The sequence below is a fragment of the Bradyrhizobium sp. USDA 4452 genome (assembly GCF_054063575.1).
Window position 1 is genome coordinate 7,274,309 of the sequence record NZ_JBSSGK010000001.1, and the last position, 13,905, is coordinate 7,288,213.

The window sequence follows — 13,905 nt, forward strand, 5'->3', positions numbered from 1 at the left end:
GGTTCCCTTCGACGGGGCACCATTCTTCCGATGTCGCAAAGATCCTTCGTCTGGTTCTGTCTGCTGCCGCTTGCGGTCGTGACCACGGCGTTCTTCCTGTTGCCGATGGCACGGCTGGTGGTCGCGGGCGCCGAAGGGCCGCACGGGCTCGCCGGCTATCTCGCCATCCTCACCGAAGGGCGCTATCGCGCGACGCTGATCAACACCGTCTTGCTGGCCGCCGCAACGACGGTCGTCACGCTGATCGTGGCGACGATTGCCGGAATGTTCCTGCAACGGCACCGCTTCCCCGGGCGGGCCGTGCTGATCGCGATGCTGACCTTTCCGCTGGCCTTTCCCGGCGTGGTGGTCGGCTTCATGATCATCCTGCTGGCGGGCCGGCAAGGGCTGATCGGCGATCTCTCGAACCGGATCTTCGGCGAGAAGCTCGTGTTCGCCTATTCGATCTACGGGCTTTTCCTCGGTTATCTCTACTTCTCGATCCCGCGCGTGATCCTCACCATCATGGCGGCCGTGCAGAAGCTCGACGTCGGGCTCGAGGAGGCTGCACGTTCGCTCGGCGCAAGCCCATGGGCGGTGCAGCGTGACGTCGTGCTGCCGGCGCTGGCGCCGGCCTTCGTCGCGTCCGGCGCGATCGCGTTTGCGACCGCGATGGGCGCCTTCGGTACTGCCTTCACGCTGGCGACGAACATCGACGTGCTGCCGATGCTGATTTACACCGAGTTCACGCTGGCTGCCAACTTCGCGACCTCGGCCGCGCTGTCGGTGGGGCTTGGCCTGATCACCTGGCTCATCCTTGCGCTGGCCCGCACGTTCAGCGGCAGCGCGGTCGCGGCGGCCGGGTGAAGCATGCGCGATCGCCTGATCTTTACCGGCCAGTTCATCTTCACGCTATTCGTCGCGGCGTTCCTGGTGGTGCCCGCAGGGCTCTCGATCTCCGCCGGCGTCACCGTGAATTACTTCCGGGGCATCCAGTCCGGCGTGACCCTGCAATGGGTCGCGCAGGTCTGGGAGCTCTATGCCGGCACCATTCTCCTCTCGTTCGTGATCGCCTTTGCGACACTTGCCGTCACGCTGCTTGCCGGCGTTCCCGCGGCCTACGCGCTGCACGCGCGGGGAGGCCGACTCGCCCGTATCGTCGAGGAAATCATCACGCTGCCGCTGGCGATCCCCGGGCTTGCGATCGCGCTTGCGCTGCTGCTCACTTACGGGAGCTTTGGCGACTTTCGCCGCTCCTGGCTGTTCATCCTGGTCGGCCATGTGATTTTCACCATGCCGTTCATGGTGCGATCGGTGATGGCGGTGTTTGCCACCGTGGACATCAAGACGCTCGACGAGGGCGCCGCCTCGCTGGGGGCGTCGCCATGGCGGCGCTTCTGCGATGTCATCGTGCCGAACGCGCTGCCAGGGATCCTTGCCGGCGCGCTGATGGTGGTGACGCTGTCGCTCGGCGAATTCAACCTGACCTGGATGCTGCATACGCCGTTGACGAAGACGCTGCCGATCGGACTTGCCGACAGCTACGCCTCGATGCGGCTCGAGGTGGCCTCGGCGTATACGCTGATCTTCTTCGTGATGATCATCCCGCTGCTGGTTGCGATGCAGCTGCTGGCCGACAGGGACAACAAGCGATGAACACGGCGGGGCACGGTGCGGCGGTGCGGATCGAGGCATGCGGCAAGACCTTTGCCGACGGCACGCGTGCGCTCGATCCTGCGACCCTCGACATCGCACGCGGCGAGACGCTGGTGCTGCTCGGTCCATCCGGCTGCGGGAAGACCACGATGCTGCGCATCATCGCAGGCCTCGAATTGCCGGATGCGGGCGGCAAGGTGCTGTTCGATGGCAAGGATATGACCTCGGTTCCGATCGAGCGGCGCAATGTCGGCATGGTGTTTCAGTCCTACGCCCTGTTCCCCAACATGACGGTCGCGGACAATATCGCCTACGGCCTGAAGATCCGGGGTGTTGCCAAAGACGAGCGGGCCGCGCGCGTTGCCGAGCTGGTTGCCCTCACGAACATCACGGGGTTGGAGAACCGGCGCATCGAGCAGCTTTCTGGCGGCCAGCGCCAGCGTGTGGCACTGGCGCGTGCGGTCGCGATCCGGCCGGGCATCTTGCTGCTCGACGAGCCCTTGACCGCGCTCGACGCCGCCTTGCGGGACCGGCTGCGGAGCGAGCTCAACCGGCTGTTGCGCGCGCTCGGAATCACGACGATCTACGTCACCCACGACCAGGCCGAAGCCATGGAATTGGGTGACCGCATTGTCGTGATGCGGAAGGGGGCGATCGCCCAGATCGGCACGCCGCGCGAGGTCTACTTCGCGCCCAGGGACCGCTTCGTGGCGGAATTCATCGGAGCGGCGAATATCGTGGAAGCTCCTATCGACAACGGCGAATTGATCCTGCCCGGCGGACGATTGCCGATCAGGGACGGCGCCACGGGGGCGAACGCGACCGTCATGATCCGCCCCGAAACCATTCGTGTGACGGACGCCGAGGCGGCGGTGCTCTCGGGAGTAATCGATTCCATCAGCTTCGTCGGCGACCGGCAGCGAATTGTCGTGAGTGGTGCATCGAGCAAGCCGCTCAATGTCGACGCGCCCAACACAATCCTGGCCAAGGTTGGCGATCGAATCGGGCTATCTATCGCACCCGATGCGCTTCGCATGCTGCCGTCCGAACCCTGAGATACATCGATGCCGTCGAAACCCGTCCTGATCGCGCAGATCTCCGACCTCCATATCAAGCCGCCGGGAGCGCTGGCCTATGGCCGGGTCGACACCGCGAAGGCGCTCGAACGTTGCGTGGCGGCGCTCGGCGCATTCGAGCCGGCGCCCGATTTCGTCGTCATCTCCGGCGACCTCGTCGACACGCCGTCGGTCGAGGAATACGACTATCTCAAGCGATTGCTCGCGCCGCTGCGGCTGCCGTTTGCCGGCATTCCCGGCAATCACGACTCGCGCCGGTGGATGCGCGAAGCGTTTCCGGCCGCGCCCTATGTTCACCCGACTGGCCCGCTCGACCAGAAGATCGCGGTGAGTGGCCTCGATCTCCTGCTGCTTGATTCAAGCGTAGCCGGCAAGCCGCACGGCATGCTCGAGCCGTCCACGCTGCAATGGCTGGACGCAGCGCTGGCGACGGCGGCAGGCCGGCCGGCGCTGCTTTTCCTGCATCACCCGCCATTCAAGGGCGGCATCTGGCATATGGACCGGCAAGACCTCTTCAATGCCGACGCATTGGCTGACATCGTCAGGCGTCACCCGCGCGTTCGGTTGATCGCGTGCGGGCACGTCCATCGTGCGATGCTCACCACTTTCGCCGGCATCCCCGTGACCATATGCCCAGCCCCGAACCATGCGGTCGACCTGGACCTCGGACAGCTCCGCGAGCCGTCGTTCAAGGTGGAACCGCCCGCATTTCATTTGCACACATGGTTTCCCGGGCCGGATTTTGGACAGCTGGTCACGCACCAGATCCCCATCGGTCAGTTCGACGGGCCGCATCCGTTCTTCGGGCCGGACGGCAAGCTGCTGTGAGGGAGCCGCGTCGCCCCCCTCACACGAACGGGTTTTGCAGGCGGGATTGCCGCTGGTGGGCGGGGGTTTCCAGATCGAAGGCAACCGCCGGCTACAATTGAGCGTTGCAACTAGGCACATATTTATTCCAAATTGTACCTTGGATGCCTTCCAGCCCGATCTCACCGGCCCGGACCTTTTGTTGCTGTAGGCCCCCGGTGGGGCTATAGTCGTTTCCGCTTTCATTGATCACTGGCTTGTCGGTGCCGCGCTGCTGGCGCGCCGATTCAACGCAACACAATCAGTCTGGATCACAATGACCGGTGCGCTGCCCATAGAACGAACTGCCGGCGCGCCGTTGTTTTCGAACAACAAGCTGTCGGTGCTGCGCAAGCATCCTTACTTTGTCGATCTCGAGCCCGAAGCATTCGATCAGCTCTGCCGCTATGCCAAGCACGTCACGCTGAAGCGCGGAACGACGATCTTCTCCAAGGGCGATCCGGGCACCAGCCTGATTGCGGTGATCTCGGGCACGGTGAAAATCAGCATCTCGTCGCCGGACGGTCGCAACGCGATCCTGAACCTGATCGAAGCAGGAGAGATATTCGGCGAGATCGCGCTGCTCGACGGTCTGTCGCGGACCGCCGATGCTACCGCCAACACCAATTGCGAGCTGTTCGTCATCGACCGGCGCGAGTTCATTCCGTTCGTGCGCAGCCAGCCGACGCTTGCGATGAAGTTCATCGAGCTGCTGTGCGCGAGGTTGCGCTGGACCAGCGACCAGGTCGAGCAGGTGATCCTGCAGGATCTGCCGGGCCGTCTGGCGAGCGCGCTGCTGCGCCTGAGCGACAAGCACAAGCCGCAGGGGCGCACCATCTCGATTACCCAGCAGGAGATCAGCGAGATGGTCGGGATGACCCGCGAGAGCATCAACAAGCAGCTCCGCGCGTGGGCGACACGCGGTTGGGTCAGGCTTGAGCACGGTGCGATCGTCGTGCTGAAGCCCGAGTCGCTGCAGGCCCTGGTCGAGGCCGGGGCTGATGACGGCGAGTAGCCGCTATCTGGTCGGCGCGGTCACACCGGCGTTTCACGAAATGGTGAATCGGACAAGGCCTGTGAGATCATTCACATCGGCCGTGCGTGCCCTGCGGTAAGTGACGCTTCGGTGGAGCACACTCGCACTGTGGAGAAATCCATGCAGGGCTCTTTCGACAACCGGGAACAGGACACGCGGCAGCAGGATCCGGAGAGCAACTACGGGAGCTTCGGCATCAAGCTGATCGCTCTCCCGGTGCTCGTGGTCGTTGCATTGATCGGGATGTTGGTCAGCCACCCCGCCGCGGTCAAATGGATATCGGACGCGGCGCAAGCGGAATTCGCCGGAACCGGCGCCGTCGATGCCGATCCGTCGACCAAGATCGCACAGCCGGCGCCCACGGCGCAGCCGCGCAATGAGACGCGGACGGTGAAGACCAACTGATCGTTGGCATCCTCGTCACGCCGCAACCCCGAGCAGCTTGGCCGCGGTCCGGCCGAGAACGTTGGCCTTGTCATCGTCGCTCAGCGATGCGCAGGCGAAGATGTGGTCGGCCGGCGCCGGCTGCCACGGATAGGGATAGTCGCTTCCCAGCACGATCTGGCCGGCGCCAACCTGCGCGGCAAGGTGCCGGATCGCCTCGGGCGTGAAGATCAGCGAGTCGAAATAAATCTGCTTGAGGTATTCGGTCGGCGCCTTCTGCAGCTTGATCTTCGGATCGCATCCCTTCGGTCCGACCAGGCAGGGGTGGTCCGAACGATCGGCGTAAGAGGGAAGATAGCCGCCGCCATGCGCGGCGAAGATCTTCAGTCCCGGGAAGCGGTCGAGCGTGCCCTCGAAGATCAAATGGGAGAGCGCGATCGTGGTCTCGAGCGGATTGCCGATGGTGTTGCCGAGCCAGCCATTGCCCGAGAGCCGCTTGCCAAGCTCGGGCACGCCCTGCGGATGGATGAACAGGGGGACGCCGAGCTCCTCGGCCTTGGCCCACACGGGATGAAACCTGGAATCGGAGAATTCGACGCCGTCGACCACGCCGCCGATCGCCGCGCCCTTCAGCCCCTGCTTCTTCACTGCCGTCTCCAGCTCCTGCACGGCAAGGTCGGGTGCCTGCAACGTCAGCGAGGCGAAGGCTGCGAACCGCTCGGGCTTCGAAGCGCACAGCTCGGCGAGCTTTTCATTCTGGACCTTCACGATCTTGCCGGCGAGATCGCGATCGCGCTCGTACCAGAATGGATTGATCGAGAGCACCTCCATATCGACGGCCTGTGCGTCCATTGCTGCGAGGCGCTTGTCGATCTCGATGAACGCTTCCGCGGCGCCGTTGACCGGCGGTAGTTGATATTTTCCGGCGTCTGCGCCAAGCAGCGCGCCCGCCTCGCGGAAGTGGCAATGCGCGTGAATGTCGATCGTCTTGATGCGCTTGCCGTCGACGGTGACCGGCAATTTCTGGCGCGATGCTTGCGCATTCGCGTTGTGGACGAGCCCGCAGCCGCAGAACACGATGCCTGCCGCCGCCGTCGCTCCCGCTTTCAGGAAATCCCGCCTTGTGGTCATGACGATCGCCTCCCTGGTCTTTTGTTATGGACGGCAGCCTAGGGATGCCGGCGAGCGGTCGCAAGACCACACGCCGTGCGTGTAGCGCAGTGTTGATCTGCAAGATGCCGTTTGCCTCAGTGCAGCACCTGAAGTTGGCGCGGCAGCCATAGCGAGATTTCCGGCAGATAGGTCACGCACATCAGGACAAAGAACATCACCGCGTAGAACGGCCAGATCTTGCGCATGACCTGCTCGATCGTGACCTTGCCGACCGCGCATCCGACGAAGAGAATTGCACCGACCGGCGGATGGCACAGGCCGATGCCGAGATTGAGCAGCATGATCATGCCGAAATGGACCGGGTCGACGCCGAAGTTCTTCATGACCGGCAACAGGATCGGCGTGGCGATCAAGATCGACGGCGCCATGTCGACGAGCGTGCCGAGCACCAGCAGCAGGACGTTGATCAGGAGCAGGATGACGTACTTGTTATCCGAGATCGACAGGAAGAAGGCCGTCATCTTGGCCGGCATCTGCGTCAGCGCCATGATGTAGCCGACGCTGGAGGCGCAGGCGATCAGCGTCATCACCATCGCGACAGTGCGCAGCGTGCGATGCAGCAGCACCGGCAGGTCGCGCCAGCGATAGTCGCGATAGATGAACATCGTGACGAAGAAGGCCCAGATGCAGGCGATCGCCCCGGCTTCGATGGCGGTGAAGATGCCGCCGAGGATGCCGCCCAGGATGATGACGAGGGTGATGAGACCCCAGGACGCATCGATGGCGATCCGGATCGCGTCCTTGGCTGGCACGGTCTGGCCGTGCGGGTGCTTGTCGCGATAGGCGACGGCGAGGCACAGGATGATCAGCGAAAAGCCGAGCAACAGCCCGGGGAACACGCCGGCCATGAAGAGGGCGCTGATCGAGATCGTTCCGCCGGTTGCGAGCGAGTAGAGCACCGCATTGTGGCTCGGCGGCACCAGCAGCGCCTGCACCGACGAGGTGATCGTCAGGTTGGTGGCGAACACGCGCGGATAGCCGTTCCTTTCCATCTGCGGGATCATTACCGAACCGATGGCGGACGTATCGGCGACGGCCGATCCGGAGATGCCGCTCAGGAATGTCGTCGCAAGCACGTTGACGATCGAAAGGCCGCCGCGCAGCCGGGTCAGTCCAACCAATACATCGGCAAACGCGACCAGGCGGCGGGCCATGCCGCCCTCCGCCATGATCGCGCCGGCCAGCACGAAGAACGGGATCGTCAGCATCGCGACCTTGCTGACGCCGTCGGAAATCTTCAGCATTACCGCTTCCAGGGGAATGCCGATCCACAGAGCGCCGACGATCGCCGCCATCGCCAGCGAGTAGGCGATCGGCATGCCGATCACGAAGCAGAGCAGCATTGTCGCGAGCAGAATGAGGATATCCATCGGGGCCTCCCGCGATCAGTCGGCGGATACGTCGCGGTGCGCTGCGATCGGATCAGGCGGGGCACCCAGGAAAATCCGCTCGATGATGAACAGCAGCAGGCAAGCGCCGCCGATCGGAATCGGAAGATAGGTGACGCCGACCGAAAGCGACGGGAAGTCGGCAATCGTGTTGTACCAGGTCACCTCGACGAGCCGGGCGCCCCAGATGATCATGAATAGCGCGATCAGCCCCATCAACAGCTGGACGGCAAGGTCAGTCAGCTTGCGGAGCGGGTCAGGCAGCTTGTTGGCAAAATATGCGACGTTCATGTGCAGATTGAGCCGATAACCGGCGGCCGCACCGATGAACGTCACGACGATGGTGAGCAGCACCGCGAGAGGTTCGGGCCAGGATGCCGCGCTGTTCAGGACATAGCGGGTGAACACCGCCCAGGGGATGACGGCCGAGATCAGGATCAGCGCCGCAGAGCCCGTAATGACGCAGGCAAGATACAGATAGTCCATCGCGCGGCGATATGATCCGGCCATGTCCATTTCCTGTGAGAAGACGATTTCCTGTGTGAGGCAGTGTCAGGCAGACTGGATACGTCCGATCATGTCCTGATACTTCGGGCCATATTTGTCCCATACCGGCTTGACCGCGTTCTGGAATGGCGCCTTGTCGGCGATCTCGATGATCTCGGACCCGGCAGCCTTCGCTTTTTCCATCGCCTGCTGCTCATAGGTGTTCCAAAGCCCGCGCTCTTCCATCTGCGCCTCGCGGGCAAGCTTCTTGATCAGCGTCTGGTCATCGGCTGATAGCGCGGACCATGCGCGCTTCGAGAACACCAGCACCTCGGGAACGATCAGGTGCTCGGTCAGCGAAAAGTGCTTCGCGGCGGTGTAGTGATTGCTGAAGACGTAGCTCGGCGGATTGTTCTCGGCGCCGTCGATCACGCCGGTCTGCAGCGCGCTGAACACCTGATCGTAGCCCATCGCGACACCGTTGCCGCCGAGCGCGTTCATCATGTCGATGAAGATCGGATTGCCGATGACGCGGAACTTGAGGCCTTTGATGTCGGCGATCGTCTTGATCGCGTGCTTGGTGTTGTACAGGCTACGCGCTCCGGAATTCATCCAGCACAGCGCGACCAGTCCAGCATTCGTGCTTGCCGTGATCTTGTCCAGCAGCTCCTGGCCGATCGGGCCGTCCATCATCCGCTCGGCATGCGCCATGTTCTTGAACAGGAAGGGCATGTTGACGACGTTGATGTCGTCGACGATCGGGCCGATCGAGCCGGCGCTGACGCGCAGCATCTGGATCGCGCCGATCTGGGTCTGCTCGATGGTTTCCTTCTCGCCGCCGAGTTGCATCGAGGGGAACATCTGCAGGGACAGCCGGCCGTTGGTCGCCGCCGCCAGCTTCTTGCCGAGGTTTTCCGTCGCGACCACGGTTGGATAGCCGGGCGGCTGGACGTCCGACGCCTTGAAGATCGCTTTCGACTGGGCGAGGGCGGTCTGCGCCGAGGTCGCAACCACCGCGCCAAGGCCCGCGCCGATCTTGATAACGTCGCGACGGTTGAGCCCGGCGCCGCGGTGCTGCGATCGATCCGTACGATCCATGCCATTCCTCCCAAAAATGCTTCGCAAATTACCTTGGCCGGAGTCCGGCCGCGGTCATGCCGGCCGACTTTGCGCTTCGAAGAACTCCGGATTGTTGTGCTGGGTCGCAGAGATGTCGGCCAGAAGGCGTTCGAGATGTCTGGCCATTGCGGCTCCGGCCGATGCCGGGTCGCGCGCCTCGATCGCGGCCATCACGGCCTCATGCTCGGCGATGACTTCGGCCATCCGCCCGCGCTGCGGCAGAGTCAGCCATCGGAAGCGATCCACGTGAACCTTAACCTGCAGGATCAGCTTCCAAATGCCGGGATGTCCGGCGATTTCGGCAATAGTGGCGTGAAAGGCCTCGTCGGCCTGATGGAATGCTTCGCGGTCGGCGGCCATCTCGGCCTCGCGCTGGCGTTGGAGGATCGCGTGCAGGCTGAGGATCTGGCTGGCGCTAGCGCGCTCGGTTGCCATGCGGGTCGTGGTTTCCTCCAGCGACCTGCGGACGATAATCGCCTCCGGAAGCGCGGCGAGCGGAATGCGAGATACGAAGATGCCCGATTGCGGGAAGATCTCGACCAGACCTTCGTCCGACAGGCGCAGGATGGCTTCCCGCACCGGGGTCCTGCTGACGCCATATGCGCGCGCGATCTCGGCCTCGACGATCGGATCGCCGGGCCTGCGCTGCAGCGAGACCAGTTCGGCACGCAGCTCGGCGTAGATCCGCGCCGCTGCCGTTGCGGTCCGCGGACGGCCGGTCCGTCGAGGGCCGGCGGGGTTGCGGGGCTCCGATTTTTTCGGGGCGCGGGCGGGCATTCGTACTCCCAGAACTAATATATTAGTATATGAACTCGTTGCTGAAGGCAAACCAGCGCCCCCGAGTGGCTCTGAAGCCATCCGCCCCTCATTGCGAGGAGCGACAGCGATGAAGCAATCCGCCTCTCCCCGAGCGGGGAAGTGGATTGCATCGCCGCGCTCGCATGACGGGGTGGATCGACTCGCTCTGAGGAGCAGCCAACGTGGGGCGCAAAGATCGTCTACGATTTCTGGATAATCGAATAATGCCGCTGATTTGCCCGACGAGTCAAGCTGCTGCGTCCGTGGTTGCCGCATCCGCGGGCAGCCGGCGGCTACTGTGCATGGGGTTGTTTTCGATATTTTATGTGCCGCTGCGGCGACAGGCTATTGCTCCGATCTCGCTCCAGGTTGTGCCTACGATACTGCTCCGGAGACAAACCCGGCTTCGCTGCGCAGAACCAGTCCCTCCAGCAATGCCGCGACACGCATCAAGGCGTACCGAAAGCCCGCCATTGATCGTCTCCCCCAACTTTTGTCTTCTTTCTTGACCAGAAGTCTAGCTGCAACCTGAAGCATCTGTCGGCGACAGACATCGTCTTCGTCCATCGGAATAAGGGCGCAACGACGGTGTGCTCAAACTTCGCCATCGCGTGCGGGGAATCCAATGAGGAAACATCCTGGGCCATCGCGCCGCGATCTGCTGAAGGGCGCCGGTGCCGTGCTGGCAGGGACCGCGTTTTCAACGCGCGTGATGGCCGCCGCGCCACCTGCGGAACCGGTGACGCCGGCGCTGATCGAGGCGGCGAAGAAAGAGGGACAGGTCGTCTATTACACCTCGACCGATCTGCCGGTCGCCGAGAAACTCGCGAAGGCGTTCGAGGCGAAGTACGCGGGGATCACCGTGCGTGTCGAACGCACCGGCGCGGAGCGTGTGTTCCAGCGGGTGGGGCAGGAATATGCCAGCAACATTCACGCGGTCGACGTCGTCAATTCCTCCGACGCCGCGCATTTCATCGTGTGGAAGCGCGACGGCATCCTGGCGCCCTATGTCCCGGAGGAGGTCGCGAAATACTATCCGGACGAGCATCGCGATGCGGATGGCCAATTCGCAAGCTTCCGGGTCTGGCTTTCGATCATCGCCTACAACACCAATCTCGTGAAGGCCGAAGAGGCGCCGAAGAGCTTTGCCGATCTGCTCGATCCGAAATGGAAGGGCAAGATCGTGAAGGCGCACCCCGGCTATAGCGGCACCATCATGACCGCGACCTATCAGATGCAGCGCGATCTCGGCTGGAGTTTCTTCGAGCAGCTCGCAAAGCAGAACATCATGCAGGTGCAGTCCTCGACCGATCCGCCGAAGAAGCTCGACCTCGGCGAGCGCGCGGTGATGGCCGACGGCAACGAGTACAACATCTTTCAGCTGAAGGAGATGGGCCGCCCGGTCGAGCCGGTCTACGCCAGTGAAGGATCGCCGATCATTGTCGGCCCCAACGGCATCTTCAAGGACTGTCCGCATCCGAATGCGGCAAGGCTGTTTCAATCGTTCGCGCTCGGGCGCGAGGGCCAGCAGCTCAACGTCGAGATCGGCGGCCTCAGGTCGGTCCACGCGCAGGCCCAGGAGAAGGCCGGGCGCAAGCCGCTCAAGGACATCAAGACGATGAAGGACGACCCGGCGGCGGTGGAGCGGGAAGGGGAATCGATCAAGGCGCGCTACACCCGCATCTTTCGCGTTTGACGGACGGAGTGGGCCGATGGCGAAGCATCTGGGCGTTTGCCGCATGGCTTATGCGCGGTTTTCGCCCGAACTAGGTCAATAATGCCCCTCGGCGGAGCGGATTTTTGATGTTACCAATTTGACATGAACCAGCATGCCAAGATCGACATCCGCCATTCCACCTGTCCGCACGATTGCCCCTCCGCATGTGCGCTCGACGTCGAGGTGATCGAGGGACGCTCGATCGGCAGGGTGCGTGGCTCGAAACGGCAGACCTATACGGCCGGCGTGGTCTGCGCCAAGGTCGCGCGTTATGCCGAGCGGATTCACCATGCCGAACGGCTGATGTATCCGCTGCGCCGGACCGGCCCGAAGGGCTCCGGCCAGTTCGCGCGGATTTCCTGGGACGAGGCGCTGGACGAGATCGCGGCGCGTTTCGACGCTGCCGAGCGGGAGTTCGGCGCCGAGTCGGTCTGGCCGTATTACTACGCCGGCACCATGGGGCTCGTGATGCGCGACGGCCTCAACCGGCTGTCGCATGTGAAGAAGTATTCACGCTTCTACGGCACGATCTGCTCGACCATCGCGCGCATCGGCTTCGCCGCCGGGACCGGCAAGATCGCCGGCGTCGATCCCCGCGAGATGGGCGTCTCCGACCTCGTCGTGATCTGGGGCACCAATCCGGTGAACACCCAGGTCAACGTGATGACGCATGCATCGCGCGCGCGGAAGGAGCGCGGCGCGAAGATCGCTGCGGTCGACGTCTACAACAACGAGACCATGAAGCAGGCCGATATCAAGATCCTGCTGCGGCCGGGCACCGACGGTGCCTTCGCCTGCGCCGTGATGCACGTGTTGTTCCGCGAGGGGTTTGCCGATCGCGATTATCTCGCCCGCTATACCGACTGCCCCGACGAGCTGGAAGCGCATCTGATGACGCGCACGCCGGAATGGGCGTCGGCGATCTCGGGCGTGCCGGTCGGGGAGATCGAGGCGTTCGCGCGCCTTGTCGGACAGACCCCGCGCTCGTTCTTCCGTCTTGGCTACGGGTTTACTCGCAGCCGCAACGGCGCCGCGCAGATGCATGCCGCGCTGTGCATTCCCGCGGTGACCGGCGCCTGGCAATATGAAGGCGGCGGCGCGTTCTTCAACAATGCCGGCATCTGGCGCTTCGACGAATCGATCATCGAAGGCCACGATGCGATCGATCCCACGACGCGCGTGCTCGACCAGTCGCAGATCGGCCGCATCCTGACCGGCGATGCCGAGGCGCTGAAAGGCGGCGGGCCGGTCAAGGCGATGCTGATCCAGAATACCAATCCGATGACGGTGGCGCCCGAGCAGGCGCTGGTGCGCCAGGGATTCGCCCGTGAGGACCTGTTCGTCGCGGTACACGAGCAGTTCATGACCGAGACGGCGCAGATGGCCGACATCGTGCTGCCGGCGACGATGTTCATGGAGCACGACGACCTCTATTACGGCGGCGGACATCAGCACATCTCGGTCGGCCCGAAGCTGATCGATCCGCCCGGCGAGTGCCGCTCCAATCACGAGGTGCTGCAGGCCCTCGGCCGCCGGCTCAATGCGGTGCATCCCGGCTTCGACATGACGCCGCGGCAGCTGATAGACGCAACTTTGAAGAAGAGCGGGCACGGCGATATCGAGACGTTGGAGGCCGACATCTGGCGCGATCTGCAGCCGGATTTCCGCACCTCGCATTATCTCGACGGCTTCGCCCATGCCGACAAGAAATTCCACTTCAAGGTCGATTGGGGCAAGGTCCCGGTCGGCGCGGGCGGGCTGATGGGCGCGTGGGACAAGATGCCCTCGCTGCCCGACCACTGGACCATCATCGAGGAGGCGGATGCGCAGCATCCGTTCCGGCTCGCGACGTCGCCCTCGCGCAGCTTCCTCAACACCAGCTTCAACGAGACGCCGTCGTCGCAGGCCCGCGAGGGCGCGCCGACCGTGATGATTCACCCCGACGATGCGGCTGCTCTCTCGATCGCCGACGGGGAGGCCGTCACGCTCGGCAACACGCGCGGCGAGACCACGCTGACCGCAAAACTGTTCGATGGCGTTCGCCGCGGCGTGCTGATCGCCGAGTCGATCCATCCGAACAAGTCCCACATCGGCGGGCGCGGCATCAACATGCTGACCGGGGCGGAGGCCGTCGCGCCGCTTGGCGGCGCCGCGTTCCACGACAACAAGGTCTGGATCAGGAAGGCGGCCGCCGCCGCATAATCCTGCTTGCAGTCGGCGCCGATCCTGCCGCAAATGTCGGCTGGC

At 63.7% G+C, this 13,905-nt stretch carries 13 protein-coding genes; 8 read left to right on the forward strand and 5 right to left on the reverse strand.

What is annotated here, in order from left to right; translation table 11 throughout:
* Positions 1-30: 30 nt before the first annotated feature.
* The 6 genes from ACVISU_RS34225 (at position 31) to ACVISU_RS34250 (ending at position 4,998) form a co-directional block, all read left to right on the forward strand.
* Positions 31-846, forward strand: coding sequence for an ABC transporter permease (locus ACVISU_RS34225; RefSeq protein WP_063695385.1), 816 nt, complete (start codon positions 31-33; stop codon positions 844-846).
* Between the two features lie 3 nt (positions 847-849).
* Positions 850-1,635 carry an ABC transporter permease gene (locus tag ACVISU_RS34230; protein ID WP_050403652.1) on the forward strand — a complete coding sequence of 262 codons (786 nt, stop codon included), beginning with the start codon at positions 850-852 and terminating at the stop codon, positions 1,633-1,635.
* Positions 1,632-2,690, forward strand: coding sequence for an ABC transporter ATP-binding protein (locus ACVISU_RS34235; RefSeq protein ID WP_456709877.1), 1,059 nt, complete (start codon positions 1,632-1,634; stop codon positions 2,688-2,690). Before ACVISU_RS34230 ends, ACVISU_RS34235 begins: the two co-directional genes overlap by 4 nt.
* Positions 2,691-2,699: 9 nt before the next feature.
* A complete protein-coding gene (locus ACVISU_RS34240) occupies positions 2,700-3,539 on the forward strand; it encodes a phosphodiesterase (protein ID WP_050403650.1) in 840 nt (279 codons plus the stop codon).
* A 295-nt stretch (positions 3,540-3,834) separates the two neighbouring features.
* Entirely contained in the window at positions 3,835-4,572 is a 738-nt protein-coding gene (locus ACVISU_RS34245; protein WP_083992099.1) for a Crp/Fnr family transcriptional regulator, read from the forward strand.
* A 141-nt stretch (positions 4,573-4,713) separates the two neighbouring features.
* The gene (locus tag ACVISU_RS34250; protein WP_050403649.1) at positions 4,714-4,998 is read left to right on the forward strand and encodes a hypothetical protein; all 285 of its coding nucleotides are present in this window, start codon (positions 4,714-4,716) and stop codon (positions 4,996-4,998) included.
* A gap of 15 nt (positions 4,999-5,013) precedes the next feature.
* Here the strand turns inward: ACVISU_RS34250 and ACVISU_RS34255 are convergent, their stop codons facing one another.
* From ACVISU_RS34255 to ACVISU_RS34275, 5 genes are all read right to left on the reverse strand, one after another.
* A complete protein-coding gene (locus ACVISU_RS34255; RefSeq protein ID WP_456709878.1) occupies positions 5,014-6,108 on the reverse strand; it encodes an amidohydrolase family protein in 1,095 nt (364 codons plus the stop codon).
* Between the two features lie 116 nt (positions 6,109-6,224).
* A complete protein-coding gene (locus tag ACVISU_RS34260; RefSeq protein ID WP_456709879.1) occupies positions 6,225-7,520 on the reverse strand; it encodes a TRAP transporter large permease in 1,296 nt (431 codons plus the stop codon).
* A gap of 15 nt (positions 7,521-7,535) precedes the next feature.
* Positions 7,536-8,048: a TRAP transporter small permease gene (locus tag ACVISU_RS34265; protein WP_050403672.1), complete on the reverse strand. Its 513-nt coding sequence runs from the start codon at positions 8,046-8,048 to the stop codon at positions 7,536-7,538.
* Between the two features lie 42 nt (positions 8,049-8,090).
* A complete protein-coding gene (locus tag ACVISU_RS34270; RefSeq protein WP_456709880.1) occupies positions 8,091-9,122 on the reverse strand; it encodes a TRAP transporter substrate-binding protein in 1,032 nt (343 codons plus the stop codon).
* A 54-nt stretch (positions 9,123-9,176) separates the two neighbouring features.
* Positions 9,177-9,920 (reverse strand): GntR family transcriptional regulator, encoded by a 744-nt coding sequence (locus ACVISU_RS34275; RefSeq protein ID WP_456709881.1) that lies wholly within the window; start codon positions 9,918-9,920, stop codon positions 9,177-9,179.
* A 646-nt stretch (positions 9,921-10,566) separates the two neighbouring features.
* On the opposite strand from ACVISU_RS34275, the gene ACVISU_RS34280 reads away from it, so the two are divergent.
* Positions 10,567-11,637 (forward strand): ABC transporter substrate-binding protein, encoded by a 1,071-nt coding sequence (locus ACVISU_RS34280; RefSeq protein ID WP_456709882.1) that lies wholly within the window; start codon positions 10,567-10,569, stop codon positions 11,635-11,637.
* A 123-nt stretch (positions 11,638-11,760) separates the two neighbouring features.
* On the forward strand, positions 11,761-13,860 hold the full coding sequence (locus ACVISU_RS34285; protein ID WP_050403644.1) for a molybdopterin oxidoreductase family protein: 2,100 nt from the start codon (positions 11,761-11,763) through the stop codon (positions 13,858-13,860).
* The last annotated feature ends 45 nt before the right edge of the window (positions 13,861-13,905 follow it).

Excerpts from the sequence above, each read along its gene's own strand:
- ACVISU_RS34225 (WP_063695385.1), top strand. The coding sequence starts at position 31 with ATGTCGCAAAGATCCTTCGTCTGGTTCTGTCTGCTGCCGCTTGCGGTC.
- ACVISU_RS34230 (WP_050403652.1), top strand. The coding sequence starts at position 850 with ATGCGCGATCGCCTGATCTTTACCGGCCAGTTCATCTTCACGCTATTC.
- ACVISU_RS34235 (WP_456709877.1), top strand. The coding sequence starts at position 1,632 with ATGAACACGGCGGGGCACGGTGCGGCGGTGCGGATCGAGGCATGCGGC.
- ACVISU_RS34240 (WP_050403650.1), top strand. The coding sequence starts at position 2,700 with ATGCCGTCGAAACCCGTCCTGATCGCGCAGATCTCCGACCTCCATATC.
- ACVISU_RS34245 (WP_083992099.1), top strand. The coding sequence starts at position 3,835 with ATGACCGGTGCGCTGCCCATAGAACGAACTGCCGGCGCGCCGTTGTTT.
- ACVISU_RS34250 (WP_050403649.1), top strand. The coding sequence starts at position 4,714 with ATGCAGGGCTCTTTCGACAACCGGGAACAGGACACGCGGCAGCAGGAT.
- ACVISU_RS34255 (WP_456709878.1), bottom strand. The coding sequence starts at position 6,108 with ATGACCACAAGGCGGGATTTCCTGAAAGCGGGAGCGACGGCGGCGGCA.
- ACVISU_RS34260 (WP_456709879.1), bottom strand. The coding sequence starts at position 7,520 with ATGGATATCCTCATTCTGCTCGCGACAATGCTGCTCTGCTTCGTGATC.
- ACVISU_RS34265 (WP_050403672.1), bottom strand. The coding sequence starts at position 8,048 with ATGGCCGGATCATATCGCCGCGCGATGGACTATCTGTATCTTGCCTGC.
- ACVISU_RS34270 (WP_456709880.1), bottom strand. The coding sequence starts at position 9,122 with ATGGATCGTACGGATCGATCGCAGCACCGCGGCGCCGGGCTCAACCGT.
- ACVISU_RS34275 (WP_456709881.1), bottom strand. The coding sequence starts at position 9,920 with ATGCCCGCCCGCGCCCCGAAAAAATCGGAGCCCCGCAACCCCGCCGGC.
- ACVISU_RS34280 (WP_456709882.1), top strand. The coding sequence starts at position 10,567 with ATGAGGAAACATCCTGGGCCATCGCGCCGCGATCTGCTGAAGGGCGCC.
- ACVISU_RS34285 (WP_050403644.1), top strand. The coding sequence starts at position 11,761 with ATGAACCAGCATGCCAAGATCGACATCCGCCATTCCACCTGTCCGCAC.